Raw genomic sequence first — 14,494 nt, forward strand, 5'->3', positions numbered from 1 at the left:
GTGGGTCCCCCGCTGCCGTCTCAGGCGGCGCGCGCGAGCGCCTCGCGCTGCATGACCACCAGCTGCGCGCAGCCCTGCTCCGCCAGGCGCAGCAGGTGGTCCATCTCGGCACGCGTGAAGGCCGCGCCTTCGGCGGTGCCCTGCACCTCGACGTAATGGCCGGCGCCAGTCATCACCACGTTCATGTCGGTGTCGCAGGCCACGTCCTCGACGTATTCGAGGTCGAGCACCGGGACGCCTTGCACGATGCCGACCGACACCGCCGCCACCGGGCCGGTGATCGGCGACGCCGCGAGCTGCCCGCCCGCGAGCAGCCGGGCGACGGCATCGTGCGCGGCCACGTACGCGCCGGTGATCGCGGCGGTGCGGGTGCCGCCGTCGGCCTGCAGCACGTCGCAGTCGAGCTGGATGGTGCGCTCGCCGAGCAGCTTCAGGTCGAACACCGCGCGCATCGAGCGGCCGATCAGCCGCTGGATCTCCTGCGTGCGGCCGCTCTGCTTGCCGCGCGCCGCCTCGCGATCGCTGCGGGTGTGCGTCGATCGCGGCAGCATCCCGTATTCGGCGGTGACCCAGCCCTCGCCGCTGCCGCGCTTGTGCGGCGGCACCTTGTCCTCGACCGACGCGGTGCACAGCACGCGGGTGTTGCCGAACTCGATGAGCACCGAGCCCTCGGCGTGGATGGTGAAGCCGCGCGTGATGCGCACGGGGCGGAGCTGGTCGGGCAAGCGGCCGCCGGGGCGGGTGAAATTCATAGGGGCTAGGGACTAGAGGTGGATGGTGGAAGCTGGAGGTTGAAGTGGAGGCCGGGCTGTTCCCCTGGGGCCCAGCCCGGCCTCCTGGCCCCTGCGGGCAGGAAAGCTACGCCTTCTTCCCCGCACTGCGCCGGATCGCCTCGTTGATCTCGGCGATCGACCGTTCGATGGCAGCGTCGTCCAGGTCCTCGACCACCGTGTCGAGCACGCCGGCCTGGATGGTCGAGGCGAACACGCCGTCCATGATGCTGTCGGTGGAGATGCCGCGCGTCGACTCGAAGCTGTCCGGCGTTTCCCACTCCAGGGCGATGACCGTCACGTTGTCGGAGTGCTCGCCGCCGTTGCGCAGCGCGTTCTCCACCAGCTCGGGCACGGCTTCGGACACCGACCGGGTGCTCAGCGAGCGCACGATCTCGCCATCCGGCACGCTGCCCCACAGCCCGTCGGAGCACAGCAGGATCTTGTCGCCCTGCTGCAGCATCACCGGGCCGGTGACGTCGAACACCGGCTTGCTCGGCGAGCCGAGGCAGGTGAACAGGATGTTGCGGTTGACGCGGTCCAGCCGCACCACGCCGGCATTGGTCTGCTGCTCCAGGTACGAGTGGTCGCGCGTGCGCGTGACCAGTTCGCCATGGCGCACCAGGTACAGCCGCGAGTCGCCGCAATGCACCCAGGTGGCGTAGGAGCCCTGCAGGATCGCGGCGACCATCGTGGTGCGCGGCGTGTCCAGCATGCCTTTTTCGCTGGCGTAGCGGATGATCTGGTGGTGCGCGGCCATCAGCGCCGTGGCCAGGAATTCGCTGACGTCGCCCACCATGGGACGCGCTTCCTTCTGGTACAGCGCCGAGATCGTCTGCAGCGCGAGCTGCGCCGCCACCTCGCCCTCGGGATGCCCGCCCATGCCGTCGGCCAGCAGGAAGAGCCCCGACTCGCGCGTGTAGCAGTAGCCCATGCGGTCCTCGTTCTTCTCGCGGCCGCCCTTGCGGCTGATCTGGAATACCGAGAATTTCATCGCTTACTTGGCGCGCGCGCCGAACGCGGTGGCGCCGGCGCGCTTCACGTTCTTCTTGGTGTCGGAGATGATGTTGTCGAACTGCAGCCGCATCTTCTCGCCGACGGTGAGCTTGGTGTAGCGCCGCTCGCCTTCGCGGCTCAGCTCCTTCTGCAGGGCGAACACCGACTGGGGCCGCGACAGCGGGTCCAGCGACATGCACCACTCGACGACCTCGATCAGGTTGTCCGAATAGACCCCGCGCAGCCGCGACAGGGCCAGCGCCAGCCGGTCCTTCTCCAGCCGCTGCGGTGCATCATTGGGCGGATAGCCCTGCATGCAGGCATAGATGCAGGCGCCGATCGCGTAGATGTCGGTCCACGGGCCCATCGACGAGTCGCGCCGGTACATCTCGGGCGCGGCGAATCCGGGGGTGTACATCGGCCGGATGAAGTTGCCTTCCTTGGACAGCACTTCCCGGGCCGCGCCGAAGTCGATCATCACCGCCTTGTTGTCGTCGGTGATGAAGATGTTGGCCGGCTTGATGTCCAGGTGCAGCATCTTGTGCTGGTGCACGATGCGCAGGCCGCGCAGCACCTCGTCGAACAGCGAGCGGATCGACGATTCGCGGAACACCTTCTGCTTCTTCAGCTCGCGCGCGGTGATGATGAAGTCCTGCAGGGTCGCGCCCTCCAGGTAGTTCATCACCATGTAGACGGTTTCGTTCTCGCGAAAGAAGTTCAGCACGCTGACCACGGAGGCGTGCGAGATCTGCGCCAGCGAGCGGCCTTCCTCGAAGAAGCTCTTGAGGCCGAGGCGGTAGAGGGAGAGCTTTTCCGGCTGCACCTGCGGCAGCAGTTCCCCGGGGCCACGCGAGGCGAGGGAGGCAGGGAGGTATTCCTTGACCGCGACCTGCTGTCCCTCGTTGTCGACCGCCAAGTAGACCACGCCAAACCCGCCCGAGGAAAGCTTGCGCACCACGCGGTAGCCGCCGATGACGGTGTCCGGGGGGAGCGGGGCTGGTTTGACCTTTGACATAATTGAAGAATACAGGGCCCGGCCCTGACCCGATTATTCTCGCAATCCCGCAACGACCGACGAACTCCATGCCAGTTTACAGCATGACCGGGTACGCAAGCGCCCAGCACAGTGGCGCGCCGGCGGGCTCGGCGGCTGAAGCCAGGGGCGGCCGCCTCGGCCTGGAGATCCGCTCGGTCAACAGCCGTTTTCTCGACCTGTCGTTCCGCCTGTCCGAGGAACTGCGCCAGCACGAGCCCGCGCTGCGCGAGCTGGTCGCCGCGCGCATCAAGCGGGGCAAGGTCGAAGTGCGCGGCTACCTCGAGTCGACGTCGGGCGACGTGCTGCGCGATCCGTCGCCGCGGCTGCTGCAGCGGCTCGGCGCCCTGCAGGACCAGGTCCGCACCTGGCTGCCGGATGCGCGCCCGCTCGGCATCGCCGAAGTGATCCGCCTGGCGGAGACCGACGGTGGCGCGGCGGCGGACTGGTCCGAAGCCCTGCCCCGCCTGGCCCGCGGCGCGCTCGACGACCTGATGGCGGCCCGCGAGCGCGAAGGTTCCCGGGTCGCCGCCATGATGCTCGGCCACCTGAGGCAGTTGCGCGATCTGGTGCAGCAGGCGCAGCCGCTGGTGCCGCAGCTGGTCGAGCAGCAGCGCACGCGGTTCCTCGAACGGTGGAAGGAGGCGATGGCGCTCGCCGATGGCGCCGCCGTGCCTGAAACGGCGCAGGACCGCGCGCTCACCGAGGCAACGGCATTCGCCATCCGCATCGACGTGGCCGAGGAGCTGATGCGGCTCGGCTCCCACATCGACGAGATCGAGCGGCTCGTGAAGAAGGGCGGCGAGATCGGCAAGCGCCTGGACTTCCTGATCCAGGAGCTGCACCGCGAGGCCAACACACTCGGCTCCAAGTCCGCGGCGCTGGAACTGACCCGCATTTCGGTCGACATGAAGGTCCTGATCGAGCAGATGCGCGAGCAGGTCCAGAACATCGAGTAATCCCTTCCTGGAAACGGGTTTCCTACTGTTGCAGGGTGTTACCGCCGGTAGCATCCGCACCTCAACAGCAGTAGGAGACAACCTTGCAGATCAGGAAGACCTTGTTGACGGTCGCCGTCGCGGCCGCGCTGGGCGCTTGCGGCGGCGGCAGCGACACGATGGAGGCCGCGACGCCCGCGGTCACCGCGAGCGCCTTGCGCTCGCAGGCGCAGGCCTTGCGCAATGCCGGCGTCACGCCCGAAGAGGCCGCGCGCCAGTTGATGGACGCCGCCGAGTCGGCGCCCCAATACGCCGGCTACTTCCCCAGCCATCAGCCGACGCAGTCCGCGGGCCCGTTCCATTACCGCCACTACCCCGAGACCGGCGTCTACCTGGGCGTCGTCGTGGTCGCCGGCACGAGTTACGAAGTAGGCGCGATCTACGTCATCGGCGGACCCTTCGGCGGCTCGATCGACGCGCCGGTGCCGCAAGGCCTCGTGACGAACTACATCACTCCGGTGGCGCCGACGCCGACGACCCCGCCGCCGGCCGGGGCCGGCAACGGCTGCTTCGACCTGGCCCTGCTGGACACCCAAGGCACGCGGCTCACGGTGAGCTATTCGTACACGGGGGCGATGACCGGCACCCAGACCATCGACTCCACCGTCGGCGGGCTGGTCTCGTTCCAGGGCTACCAGGCGCGCGAAACGGTCACCGCCACCACCAGCTCGATGCAAGGCGGCTTCACGATCACGGCGAAGGTATATGCGGCCCGCACTGGCGTGGGCGAGGTCACCCAGTACGGAATGGCCACCGAAGAGTCGACGCTGGCTCCCGCGATGCGCACCGTCTACACGCCGCCATGGGTCGACCGCACCGCCTCGCTCGCCATCGGCGAGTCGTTCACGGCGACGCAGAACACCTCGTACTCCTACGTCATCAACGGCGCGGAGACACCTGGCGGGTCGTACCAGACCTCGTCCACCACGACCTACCTCGGCAACGAGACCGTGACCGTGCCGGCGGGCACCTACGACGCATGCAAGTTCGAGGTGAGCTCCGGCCCCGGCTCGGCGCCGAGCACGAACTGGTTCGTCCGCGGCAAGGGGCTGCACGTCAAGTCGGTCAACGGCGGCGTGGTGATGGAGGCCACTTCCGTGAAGCTGAACGGCCAGGCGCTCTGAGCCTGCCCGGCCGGGCGCGAAGCCGGCCGGCCGCGAGGCCCGGCCGGCTTGCTTCGTCCGGGGCGACGCGGCACCGGCTGATAAGATAGCCGGCCCCAGAACGCCGACAACCAGTGGACTACCCAGGCAACCTTTTCGTGGTCGCCGCGCCGAGCGGCGCGGGCAAATCGAGCCTCGTCAAGGCCTTGCTGGAGCTCGATTCCCAGGTGCAGCCGTCGGTGTCGCACACCACGCGGCCGCCGCGCGGCCAGGAAAAGCACGGGCGCGAGTACTACTTCGTGTCGGAGCAGGAATTCGACCAGATGGTGCTGGCCGACGGCTTCGTCGAATGGGCCTTCGTGCACGGCAACCGCTACGGCACCTCCAAGCGGGCGATCGAGGAGCGCATCGCCCGCGGCGCCGACGTGATCCTGGAGATCGACTACCAGGGCGCGCTGCAGATCAAGCGGATCTTCGCCAACGCCGTGCTGATCTTCATCCTGCCGCCCAGCTGGGACGAGCTGCGCTCCCGGCTCCAGCGGCGCGGCGAGGATTCGCCGGACACCATCGACCTGCGGCTGCAGAATGCCGCGGAAGAGATGGCACAGGCGAGGGAATTCGACTTCGTTATAATCAACGAGTTGTTCGAACGAGCCCTTTTCGACCTGAAGGCCATCGTTCATGCCCAGCGGCTGAAGTTCTCCGCGCAACGCCGCGCCCGGGCCGAGACCTTCAAGGCCCTCCACATCCTCTGAAAAGACCCCGCACATGGCACGCATCACCGTCGAAGACTGCTTGCAGCACATTCCCAACCGGTTCCAGCTCGTGCTGTGCGCCACCTACCGCGCCCGCATGCTGAGCCAGGGCCACGCGCCCAGGATCGAGAGCAAGAACAAGCCGGGCGTCACCGCCCTGCGCGAGATCGCCCAGGGCAAGGTCGGCCTGGAAATGCTCAAGAAGGTCCCCGGCTGACGCCGCGCCACCGGCCCTCCGGCCCCGGAACAGGCACCGCATTGCGGTGCTTTTTTGTTATGTGGGCGCTCACGAGCCGCGCGCTTGTTACGATGTGGGCATGAGCGCCGTGCTGCAGCCCTCCTCCGGGCGGGGCAAACCCCCAGAGGCGCCCCCGGTCGAGAGCCCGGCGGCGGCGAACGCGGCTGCCGCCAGCTTTGCCGCGCTCACGGCCCGGCTCGACTACCTGGACGCGACCGAGGCCGAGCAGGTCCGCCGCGCCTACCGCTTCGCCGACGAGGCCCACCTGGGGCAGATCCGGGCCAGCGGCGAGCCCTACATCACCCATCCCATCGCCGTCGCGGCCCAGTGCGCCGAATGGAAGCTGGACGTGCAGGCGCTGATGGCGGCGCTGCTGCACGACGCGATCGAGGACTGCGGCGTCACCAAGCCGCAGCTGATCGAGCGCTTCGGCCCGGCCGTCGCCGAACTGGTGGACGGGCTGACCAAGCTCGACAAGCTGCAGTTCACGACGCGCGAGGAAAACCAGGCGGAGTCGTTCCGCAAGATGCTGCTGGCGATGGCCCGCGACGTGCGGGTGATCCTGATCAAGCTGGCCGACCGCACCCACAACATGCGGACGCTGGCCGACGTGCCGCGCGAAAAGTGGGCCCGCATCTCGTCTGAGACGCTGGACATCTACGCGCCCATCGCGCACCGGCTCGGCCTGAACCAGACCTACCGCGAACTGCAGGAACTGGCCTTTCGCCACCTGCGCCCCTGGCGGCACGCCACGCTGACCAAGGCGGTGACCCGGGCGCGCAACCGGCGCCGCGACCTGATCCAGAAAGTGCAGCGCGAGCTCGAGACCGCCTTCGAGCAGGCCGGCATGCAGGTGCGCATCGCCGGGCGCGAGAAGACCGTCTATTCCATCTACCGCAAGATGGAGGAAAAGCACCTCTCGTTCGCCCAGGTGACCGACATCTACGGCTTCCGGATCGTGGTGCCCACGGTGATGGACTGCTACCGCGCGCTCGGGGTGCTGCACCAGATGTACAAGCCGGTGCCGGGGCGCTTCAAGGACCACATCGCGATCCCCAAGGTCAACGGCTACCAGTCGCTGCATACGACGCTGGTCGGCCCGGCCGGCGTGAACGTCGAATTCCAGATGCGCACGGAGGCGATGCACCTCGTCGCGGAATCCGGCGTCGCGGCGCACTGGCTCTACAAGGCCGACCATCCCGGCGAAGGCGCCGAGGGCCTGGGCACCAAATGGCTGCAGTCGCTGCTCGACATCCAGCACGAGACGCGCGACGCCGCGGAGTTCTGGGACCACGTCAAGATCGACCTGTTCCCCGACGCCGTCTACGTGTTCACGCCCAGGAGCCAGATCATGGCGCTGCCGCGCGGCGCCACCGTCGTCGACTTCGCCTATGCGATCCACAGCGACGTCGGCGACCGCACCGTGGCCGCCAAGATCAACGGCGTGCAGGTGCCGCTGCGCACCGAACTGAAGAACGGCGACGTCGTCGAAGTGGTCACCGCGCCGGTGTCGACGCCCAACCCGGCCTGGCTGGGCTTCGTGCGCACCGGCCGCGCCCGCTCGAAGATCCGGCACCACCTGAAGTCGCTGGCGCAGGCCGAATCGCAGGAGCTGGGCGAAAAGCTGCTGGCGCAGGCCGTGCGGGCGGAGGGCCTGGAAAAGCTGCCGCAGGACGACGAGGAACACCACCCGATCTGGGAGAAGCTGCTGCGCTTCACGGGCAACCGCACTCGGGCCGAACTGCTCACCGACATCGGGCTGGGCAAGCGCATCGCCAGCATCGTTGCCAAGCGGCTGGTGACCATGCTGGCCGAGCGCGGCGAAAAGCCGGACCAGTTGCTGATCACGCGCGAGCGCTACACGGCGCACGAGAACGTCTCGCAGGGCGAGGTCACCCTGGACGGCAGCGAGAACGCGTCGGTGCAGTTCGCGACCTGCTGCCGGCCGGTCCCGGGCGACCGGATCCTCGGCTACCTGGGCCGCGGCGAAGGGCTGGTGGTGCATTGCGACGACTGCGCCGTGGCGCGGCGGCTGCAGAGCCGCGATCCCGAGCGCTTCATCGGCGTGGAGTGGGCGGACGAGCCGGTGCGGCCGTTCGAGGCCAGCGTGCTGGTCACGGTGACCAACGGCAAGGGCGTGCTGGCGCGGGTGGCCGTCGCGGTCGCCAGCGCCGAGGCGGACATCACCCACGTCGACATGGGCGACCAGCGGGCCCAGGACGCCACCGACCTGCGGTTCGTGATCGCGGTGCGCGACCGCGCGCACCTGGAGTCGGTGATGCGCACCTTGCGCCGCACGCCCTCGGTGATGAACGTGCAGCGCGCGCGCGCCGGCGGGAACGCCTAGCCTGGCGCGCCCGGCGCCGGGTAGCTGACCTCCAGCACTTCGATCTCCTGCACGCCGGCCGGCGTCGCGAGCTTCACGACGTCGCCTTCGTGTGCCTTGAGCAGCGCCCGCGCGATCGGCGAGATCCAGCTGACCTGCCCCTGCGCGCTGTCGGCCTCGTCGATGCCCATGATGGTCACGGTGCGCTCCTGCCCGGACGGCTCGGCGTAGGTCACGGTGGCGCCGAAGAACACCTGGTCGCGGCCGTGGTGCACCGAGGGGTCGGTGACCTCGGCGATCTCGAGCCGCCTGGTCAGGAACCGGATGCGGCGGTCGATCTCGCGCAGGCGCTTCTTGCCGTACAGGTAATCGCCGTTCTCCGAGCGGTCGCCGTTGCCCGCCGCCCAGTGCACCACTTCGACCACCTGCGGCCGCTCCTGGTCGATCAGCTGCATCAGTTCGGCGCGCAGCCGCGCATACCCTTGCGGGGTGATGTAGTTCTTGCCGCCGGCGGGCGGCGCGGCCGTGACGCTTTCCTCTTCGTCGGCGTCGTCGCGCTCCCTGGTGAACGCCTTGTTCATGCCGCAAGCATAGCCGCGTGCGTCGGGGCGCGCCGCGCTCTCCTACAGCGGGATGGACGCTCTCCTACGCCCGCCGGACTGCGGTTGGGGCACAGTCGGATGCAAGGAGCCCCGCGGGCTTCCGTTCCGCTGCGCCGGCGCTTGCCAGCCGGCCAGCCTCCACGAAAGACGAACATGAGTGTGCAGGTGCAAATGGGCCGGTTCCCGGCGGGAGAATCGCGGTGTCCGTAACGGCCGAGCAAACGGCGGCGGAAACGGGCAGCACCGCCGGCCGCAAGGGGCGGCTCGGCGCCGAGTCCGCCCGCTACGGCGTGCTGCGCCGGCTGGCTCCCTCCCTGAAGCACGACATGGTGGTGAACCTGCAGGCGGTCGCCATGATGGCGGAGGTGCTGAACGCGCGGCTGGAGCGCGGGTCGCCGGCGCCTTCGGAGTTCCAGGCGAGCATCTCCAAGCTGAACCGGCTGGCGCGCGACGCGGTGATGAACTGTCTGAAGGTCGCCGCCTGGATCCAGCCGGTCGAGGACGAAGGCATCCGCCTGCCCCAGGGCGTCGACGAATGCCTGGCGCTGCTGGCCAGCAACTTCAATTTCCGCGGCTTCAGCGTCGCCAGGGACGTCGCCGAGACCGATTTCGAGGTGTCGCGCGTGGCGTTGCGGCACCTCCTCACGGCCACCTTGATCACGCTGACCGACGCCGCGGCCGGCCCGTGCGAAGTCCGGGTGAAGGCCGAGGTGGTCGGCGGGATGGCGCAGATCACGGTGCGCGTCGCACCGCGCCCCGACGCGGAAGGACTTCCGTTCGAGCCCGGCTACCGCCAGCTCGAATGGGCGGACGTGCAGGCGCTGGCGGAGGCCGAAGCGGTGGAGCTCGTGCGCAGCCCGGACATGGTGCAGCTGCGCATGCCGCGGGCGGTCGCGATGGCCCCGCTGCAGATCGCGCCGCTCTGAGCCGGCCGCGCGCTCACCCGGCCTGCCGGTCGATGAACTGCTCCAGTTCCTCGATCGGCAGCGGCTTGCAGAACAGGTAGCCCTGGTACTCGAGGCAGCCTTGCTGCGCGAGGAAGTCGCGCTGCTCGCGTGTTTCCACCCCTTCGGCAATCACGCTGAGCCCCAGGCTCTGCGCCAGCCCGATGATGGTGCGGGCGATGGCCGCGTCGTTGGCGTCGGTCAGGATGTCCTTGACGAACGCCTTGTCGATCTTGAGCTGGTCCAGCGGCAGCCGCTTGAGGTACGACAGCGACGAATACCCCATGCCGAAGTCGTCGAGCGACAGGGTCACGCCCATGTCCTTGAGGCTGCCCATCTTGGCGACGGTCACCTCGATGCCCTCGGCCAGCAGGCTCTCGGTCAGTTCCAGCTTCAGCTTGTGCGGCGCGATGCCGGCGTCGGCGATCGCGGTCATCACCTCATCGACGAAATCGGGATGGCGGAACTGGCGCACGCTCACGTTCACCGCGATGCTCAGGTGCCGGCGATCCGGCCGCCTGGCCCATTCCGCGAGCTGCGCGCAGGCCTGCTCCAGCACCCAGCGGCCGATCGGGATGATCAGCGAGGTTTCCTCGGCGGTGGAGATGAAGTCGGCCGGCGCCACCAGGTCCCGGTGCGGGTGCCGCCAGCGCAGGAGCGCTTCCACGCCGGACATGCGGCCGTCGGCCCCCACCTGCGGCTGGTAGTCGATCAGGAACTGGTTCTCCCGCCAGGCCTGCCGCAGGTCGGTCGCCAGCGTCGCGTTGGCCGTCGCCACCGCCTGCATCTCCGGGTCGAAGAAGCAGACCGCGTTGCGCCCCGCGTTCTTGGCCTGGTACATCGCGAGGTCCGCCTGCTTGAGCAGCTCGCTCACGGTCCACGGCGAACGCCCGAACAGGGTCACGCCGATGCTGCAGGTGCTGTGGTGCAGGTGGCCCGACAGCACGTAGGGCTCGCCCAGCTTGCCCAGGATGCGCTCGCTCACCGCGTGGGCGGCCGCGCTCGGATCGAGCGGCTTGTAGTGGTTGTTCTCCAGCAGGATCACGAATTCGTCGCCGCCCAGCCGCGCCACCGTGTCGCCGCGATGGACGCAGGAGCGCAGCCGCTCGGCCACCTGTTGCAGCAGCTGGTCGCCCTTCTGGTGGCCCAGCGTGTCGTTGAGCACCTTGAAGTTGTCCAGGTCGATGAACATCAGCGCGCCTTCGCGCGGACGCTCCTTGTCCGACAGCGCGCGGTGCAGCCGGTCCAGCAGCAACTGGCGGTTCGGCAGCCGGGTCAGCGGATCGTAGAACGCCAGGTACTGGATCTTCTCCTCGGCGGTCTTGCGCTCGGTGATGTCGCGGCCGACCGCCACCCAGTGGGTGAGCCTGCGCGCTTCGTCCCACACCGGCGACACCTCGAGGTCGACCCAGAACGGCTCGCCGTTCTTCTTGTAGTTGATGAGGTCCACGCGCGCCGGTTGCCACTGTTCCATCGCGGCGCGGATGCGATCGAGCTCGCGGCGCTGGGTGCCGGGGCCCTGCAGCAGGCGCGGCGTGCGGCCGAGCACCTCCTCGCGCCGGTAGCCGGTGCGCCGCTCGAAGGCTTCGTTGACGAAGACGATGCGCGGGCCGGGCTCGTTGAACGGACCGGCCTCGGTGATGATCACGATGTCGTTGAGCCGCGCGATGCTGCTCTCCAGCAGCCGCAGGTGTTCCTGCGCCTTGTGGCGCGCGGTGACGTCGCGCAGGTGCACGGCGAGCCCCCCGCCGAATGGATAGCCCCGCGCCTCGATGCGCGCCGAAAGCCGCGCGTCCAGTTCCTCGACCTCGAGCACCTCGCCGCTGGCCATGCTGCGCCGGAACGCCTCCTCGAGCCGGATCCGCACCGTCTTCTGGAAGCAGCTCCAGATGGCGCGACCCAGCAGGTCGGCGGCGTCCCGCCCCAGGAGCTTTTCCGCCTGCTCGTTGACGTAGGTGAAGCGGCCTTCACGATCGACGGTGGCGAACGCCTCGCCGCTGCTCATCGCGCCGCCCATGCTCACGTTGTGGCGCAGCAGGGTGCCGACCCGGTGGCCCTGGGGCGAGATCTCCTGCAACGCGCCCTCGATGCGAACGATCCTGCCGTCGCCGTCGCGCACCGCGTGGCCGATGGTGCGCACCCACAGGCGGCGCCCCTGCAGGGTGAGGATCTGCATCTCCTCGTCGAAGGGATCGCCGGACTCGGCGCAGGTGGCGACCAGCGCCTCGATCTTGTCGCGCCACTCGGGCGCGTAGAGCGAGAACGCATCGGCCCGCGCCGGCGTGTAGTCCGGCGGAGCGCCGTGGATCGCGGCCAGCTGCTCGGACCACTCCAGCCGGTCGCGCGCGAGGTCGAGCGTCCACACGCCGACGAAAGCCGCCCGTTCGAGCAGCTTCAGCAGCGTGCGGATCCGTTCGAGCTGGGCCTTGTCCGTCTGGTCTGGTGCGAGCGTCATGTGCTGGGGCCCGATCGTAGGGCCGCGCGCGATTCTCCGCTGCACCCGGTAGGCAGCCTCCTACGCCACGACGGGGGCTCGTCCGGATGTGCGGGGAGTGGCCCACCCGTAGAGTCAGGCAAGACTCCCCGCCGCCACGACCCCACCCTACGAGCTCCCGTGCATCTTCAAGCCTACGTCATCGAGGACAACCCGACCATTCGAGAGAACCTCGTCGGCACGCTCGAAGAACTCACGTCCGTCCGGGTGGCGGGCACGAGCGCCACCGAAGACGAGGCGATCGGCTGGATCGAAGCCAACCCGGACGGCTGGGACCTGGTCATCGTCGACCTCTTCCTCAAGCAGGGCAGCGGCATCCACCTAGCCGAGCGCATCGCCCGGCGGCGGCCGTCGCAGAAGATCGTCGTCTTCAGCAACTACATCAATCCGAGCGTGCGCAAGCGGTGCGCCCAGATCGGCGTCGACGCCGTGTTCGACAAGTCGACCGAGATCGACGCGCTGGTCGATTACTGCGCCCACCAGTGCTTTCGGATAGCGCAAGCCCATCGCGAGGCGGCATGAGCCGCCGGTCCGCCGCCGGCGATTTGTAACGCCAGCGTGCGAGCGGGCATCCGGCGGCCTACCGCCACGGCGCCGGTGGCGCCGGCGCGCGGCCGATAACCCGCCTTCAGCCACGGACATGTGGCCGCCGAAAGACGAAGCCGGGCGGGATCGCGACGATAGGCGCCCGTGAAGTACCCCGACCCGCCCGTCTCCCCCTGCTGCGACATCGAGCAAGGCTGCGTTTTTTCCAAGGCACTGCTGGCGCGCACCGCCACTTGCGAGCTCGCGCGCCGCCAGTGCGCCGACGAGCACGAGGTGCTGGCATGCAGCTCGCCGGCCGCGCGCGAGCGCTGCGGGTCGCTGGCGACGCTGCTCCACGAGCGGGCCCGGGCCGCCCTGCGGTTGCCGCCGCCCGGTAAACCGTTGATCCATGTCCATGCGCTGCGGCTGCAGTGCAGCGGCCTCGCGGCACTGCAGCAGGTGGTGGTCGCGCCCGACGCCGACGTGCACCGCATGGTGTGCGGCGCGCAGCAGCGACATGGCAGCCTCGCCGAATTGCCGTGGGAGCCGCTGGTGGCCGCGGCGGCCACCTGGCAGCCGCGCCGGCGGCTGCGGCCCGAAGCAGGAGCGTCGTCGGGCGAGTGACGGCACCCGCCGAGCGTCGATTCAACGGCGGGCGACGTGGCCGATCAGCGCGAGGCATCGCTCGCGCAGCGCCCGCAGGGCGGCGCGCTGCCGACGCAGCAGCTGCGCGATGCCGTCGCCCGCTCGGCGGAACAGCGCCTGCATCAGCTGCGTATGCACCAGCGCGATGTCCATGATGCTGGCGGCGAGTTGCGGCAGCGCGCCGGTGCACGCGCCCATGCCCGCGAGCTGGCGATCCAGGAGCCGGTACCAGGCCGCGTCGACGCGGCCTTGCTCCACCTGCTCGAGATCGGCTTCGTAGAGTTCGAGCCGCGCCAGCAGGTCGAAGGCGAGCGGCGAGTGGTCAACGTGATGAACTGACGACATGATCGAATCCCCGATGGTCCGCAGACTTCCATTTGCACCAATGCAATGCAGGTTGGACCGCGCCTTGCGCGCGGGGTTCAGCGATACAGGGAAACCACCGAGAGCCGTGCTCGGGGTTTTCCCGCCATGAGCGCGCAGCAGCCGGCCGATGGTCCAGAATGGACATGCCTCCCGCCGAAGAGACGCGGCGCGGACCAGGTAACTCCTTGAATGCCGCATGGCATGTGGCGCCCCGCGCGGGCGCCATTTTTTTGCGCGATCGGTGCCGGGGCTCGCTGCCGAGCCAGGCGTGCACGAGGCGCCTTCCGACGCGGACATGAGGCGACCGCCGACCCGGCGCGCGTCCTCGTCCTTGCACATTCTGGATTCCAGAGTAAAGGACATCAACCATGAAGCAGATCAAGACCCGTCTCCTGTGGCCCGCCCTGGCCGTCGCCATCTCCGCCCTGTCGGTGCAAGCCCAGGCCCAAGGCACCGATACCAAGGCCGAACGCGATCGCGGCGTGCCGGGCGTCAACGTCGACGTCGGCAGGAACGCCTCCGACAAGGGCGTGCCCGGCGTGGAAGCCAACGTCGGCAAGGACGGCGACCAGAAGAACGTGGACGTGAACCGTACCCGCAACGGCGTGAGCGTGGACACGCGCACGTCAGGCGCCTCGGCCAGCACGGACACCACCACGACTCGCAGCGCCCGCGCCGACCGCAACTAAAGCGGCCACC

The 14,494-nt window shown here is 69.0% G+C and carries 15 protein-coding genes; 9 read left to right on the plus strand and 6 right to left on the minus strand.

Annotation, left to right across the window (positions count from 1 at the left end):
- Positions 1-20: 20 nt before the first annotated feature.
- The 3 genes from rph to RAMLITH_RS21280 all read right to left on the minus strand — a co-directional run bounded on the left by rph (position 21) and on the right by RAMLITH_RS21280 (position 2,781).
- The gene (rph, locus tag RAMLITH_RS21270) at positions 21-752 is read right to left on the minus strand and encodes a ribonuclease PH (RefSeq protein WP_168109456.1); all 732 of its coding nucleotides are present in this window, start codon (positions 750-752) and stop codon (positions 21-23) included.
- Between the two features lie 106 nt (positions 753-858).
- Positions 859-1,764 carry a PP2C family protein-serine/threonine phosphatase gene (locus tag RAMLITH_RS21275; protein WP_168109457.1) on the minus strand — a complete coding sequence of 302 codons (906 nt, stop codon included), beginning with the start codon at positions 1,762-1,764 and terminating at the stop codon, positions 859-861.
- 3 nt (positions 1,765-1,767) lie between these two features.
- The gene (locus tag RAMLITH_RS21280) at positions 1,768-2,781 is read right to left on the minus strand and encodes a serine/threonine protein kinase (protein WP_168109458.1); all 1,014 of its coding nucleotides are present in this window, start codon (positions 2,779-2,781) and stop codon (positions 1,768-1,770) included.
- Between the two features lie 68 nt (positions 2,782-2,849).
- Here RAMLITH_RS21280 and RAMLITH_RS21285 point away from each other — a divergent pair, with 68 nt between their 5' ends.
- From RAMLITH_RS21285 to RAMLITH_RS21305, 5 genes are all read left to right on the plus strand, one after another.
- Positions 2,850-3,758 carry a YicC/YloC family endoribonuclease gene (locus tag RAMLITH_RS21285; protein ID WP_168109459.1) on the plus strand — a complete coding sequence of 303 codons (909 nt, stop codon included), beginning with the start codon at positions 2,850-2,852 and terminating at the stop codon, positions 3,756-3,758.
- An 83-nt stretch (positions 3,759-3,841) separates the two neighbouring features.
- Positions 3,842-4,921 (plus strand): hypothetical protein, encoded by a 1,080-nt coding sequence (locus RAMLITH_RS21290; RefSeq protein WP_168109460.1) that lies wholly within the window; start codon positions 3,842-3,844, stop codon positions 4,919-4,921.
- A gap of 113 nt (positions 4,922-5,034) precedes the next feature.
- Positions 5,035-5,655 carry a guanylate kinase gene (gmk, locus tag RAMLITH_RS21295; protein ID WP_168109461.1) on the plus strand — a complete coding sequence of 207 codons (621 nt, stop codon included), beginning with the start codon at positions 5,035-5,037 and terminating at the stop codon, positions 5,653-5,655.
- A gap of 13 nt (positions 5,656-5,668) precedes the next feature.
- Complete coding sequence (gene rpoZ / locus RAMLITH_RS21300; protein ID WP_168109462.1) at positions 5,669-5,872, plus strand: DNA-directed RNA polymerase subunit omega; 204 nt, start codon at positions 5,669-5,671, stop codon at positions 5,870-5,872.
- Between the two features lie 100 nt (positions 5,873-5,972).
- Complete coding sequence (locus RAMLITH_RS21305) at positions 5,973-8,240, plus strand: RelA/SpoT family protein (RefSeq protein WP_168109463.1); 2,268 nt, start codon at positions 5,973-5,975, stop codon at positions 8,238-8,240.
- On the opposite strand, the gene greB is transcribed toward RAMLITH_RS21305, so the two are convergent.
- Positions 8,237-8,800, minus strand: a complete 564-nt coding sequence (gene greB, locus RAMLITH_RS21310; protein ID WP_168109464.1) for a transcription elongation factor GreB — start codon at positions 8,798-8,800, stop codon at positions 8,237-8,239. The two genes, RAMLITH_RS21305 and greB, sit on opposite strands and share 4 nt — an antisense overlap.
- Before the next feature lie 221 nt (positions 8,801-9,021).
- Here greB and RAMLITH_RS21315 point away from each other — a divergent pair, with 221 nt between their 5' ends.
- The gene (locus RAMLITH_RS21315; RefSeq protein ID WP_168109465.1) at positions 9,022-9,747 is read left to right on the plus strand and encodes a hypothetical protein; all 726 of its coding nucleotides are present in this window, start codon (positions 9,022-9,024) and stop codon (positions 9,745-9,747) included.
- A gap of 13 nt (positions 9,748-9,760) precedes the next feature.
- Here RAMLITH_RS21315 and RAMLITH_RS21320 read toward each other — a convergent pair whose 3' ends face one another.
- Positions 9,761-12,220, minus strand: a complete 2,460-nt coding sequence (locus RAMLITH_RS21320; protein WP_168109466.1) for a sensor domain-containing protein — start codon at positions 12,218-12,220, stop codon at positions 9,761-9,763.
- 159 nt (positions 12,221-12,379) lie between these two features.
- Here RAMLITH_RS21320 and RAMLITH_RS21325 point away from each other — a divergent pair, with 159 nt between their 5' ends.
- Positions 12,380-12,781 carry a response regulator gene (locus RAMLITH_RS21325; protein ID WP_168109467.1) on the plus strand — a complete coding sequence of 134 codons (402 nt, stop codon included), beginning with the start codon at positions 12,380-12,382 and terminating at the stop codon, positions 12,779-12,781.
- 168 nt (positions 12,782-12,949) lie between these two features.
- On the plus strand, positions 12,950-13,408 hold the full coding sequence (locus RAMLITH_RS21330; RefSeq protein WP_168109468.1) for a hypothetical protein: 459 nt from the start codon (positions 12,950-12,952) through the stop codon (positions 13,406-13,408).
- 21 nt (positions 13,409-13,429) lie between these two features.
- On the opposite strand, the gene RAMLITH_RS21335 is transcribed toward RAMLITH_RS21330, so the two are convergent.
- The gene (locus RAMLITH_RS21335; protein ID WP_168109469.1) at positions 13,430-13,774 is read right to left on the minus strand and encodes a hypothetical protein; all 345 of its coding nucleotides are present in this window, start codon (positions 13,772-13,774) and stop codon (positions 13,430-13,432) included.
- Between the two features lie 389 nt (positions 13,775-14,163).
- On the opposite strand from RAMLITH_RS21335, the gene RAMLITH_RS21340 reads away from it, so the two are divergent.
- On the plus strand, positions 14,164-14,484 hold the full coding sequence (locus RAMLITH_RS21340) for a hypothetical protein (RefSeq protein ID WP_168109470.1): 321 nt from the start codon (positions 14,164-14,166) through the stop codon (positions 14,482-14,484).
- The last annotated feature ends 10 nt before the right edge of the window (positions 14,485-14,494 follow it).

Origin of the sequence: Ramlibacter lithotrophicus (genome assembly GCF_012184415.1) — a bacterium.
GTDB classification, from domain to species: domain Bacteria; phylum Pseudomonadota; class Gammaproteobacteria; order Burkholderiales; family Burkholderiaceae_C; genus Ramlibacter; species Ramlibacter lithotrophicus.

What these genes read in the sequence shown, in the direction of transcription:
- rph (WP_168109456.1), bottom strand. Translation starts at nt 752, where the DNA reads ATGAATTTCACCCGCCCCGGCGGCCGCTTGCCCGACCAGCTCCGCCCC.
- RAMLITH_RS21275 (WP_168109457.1), bottom strand. Translation starts at nt 1,764, where the DNA reads ATGAAATTCTCGGTATTCCAGATCAGCCGCAAGGGCGGCCGCGAGAAG.
- RAMLITH_RS21280 (WP_168109458.1), bottom strand. Translation starts at nt 2,781, where the DNA reads ATGTCAAAGGTCAAACCAGCCCCGCTCCCCCCGGACACCGTCATCGGC.
- RAMLITH_RS21285 (WP_168109459.1), top strand. Translation starts at nt 2,850, where the DNA reads ATGCCAGTTTACAGCATGACCGGGTACGCAAGCGCCCAGCACAGTGGC.
- rpoZ (WP_168109462.1), top strand. Translation starts at nt 5,669, where the DNA reads ATGGCACGCATCACCGTCGAAGACTGCTTGCAGCACATTCCCAACCGG.
- RAMLITH_RS21305 (WP_168109463.1), top strand. Translation starts at nt 5,973, where the DNA reads ATGAGCGCCGTGCTGCAGCCCTCCTCCGGGCGGGGCAAACCCCCAGAG.
- greB (WP_168109464.1), bottom strand. Translation starts at nt 8,800, where the DNA reads ATGAACAAGGCGTTCACCAGGGAGCGCGACGACGCCGACGAAGAGGAA.
- RAMLITH_RS21320 (WP_168109466.1), bottom strand. Translation starts at nt 12,220, where the DNA reads ATGACGCTCGCACCAGACCAGACGGACAAGGCCCAGCTCGAACGGATC.
- RAMLITH_RS21335 (WP_168109469.1), bottom strand. Translation starts at nt 13,774, where the DNA reads ATGTCGTCAGTTCATCACGTTGACCACTCGCCGCTCGCCTTCGACCTG.
- RAMLITH_RS21340 (WP_168109470.1), top strand. Translation starts at nt 14,164, where the DNA reads ATGAAGCAGATCAAGACCCGTCTCCTGTGGCCCGCCCTGGCCGTCGCC.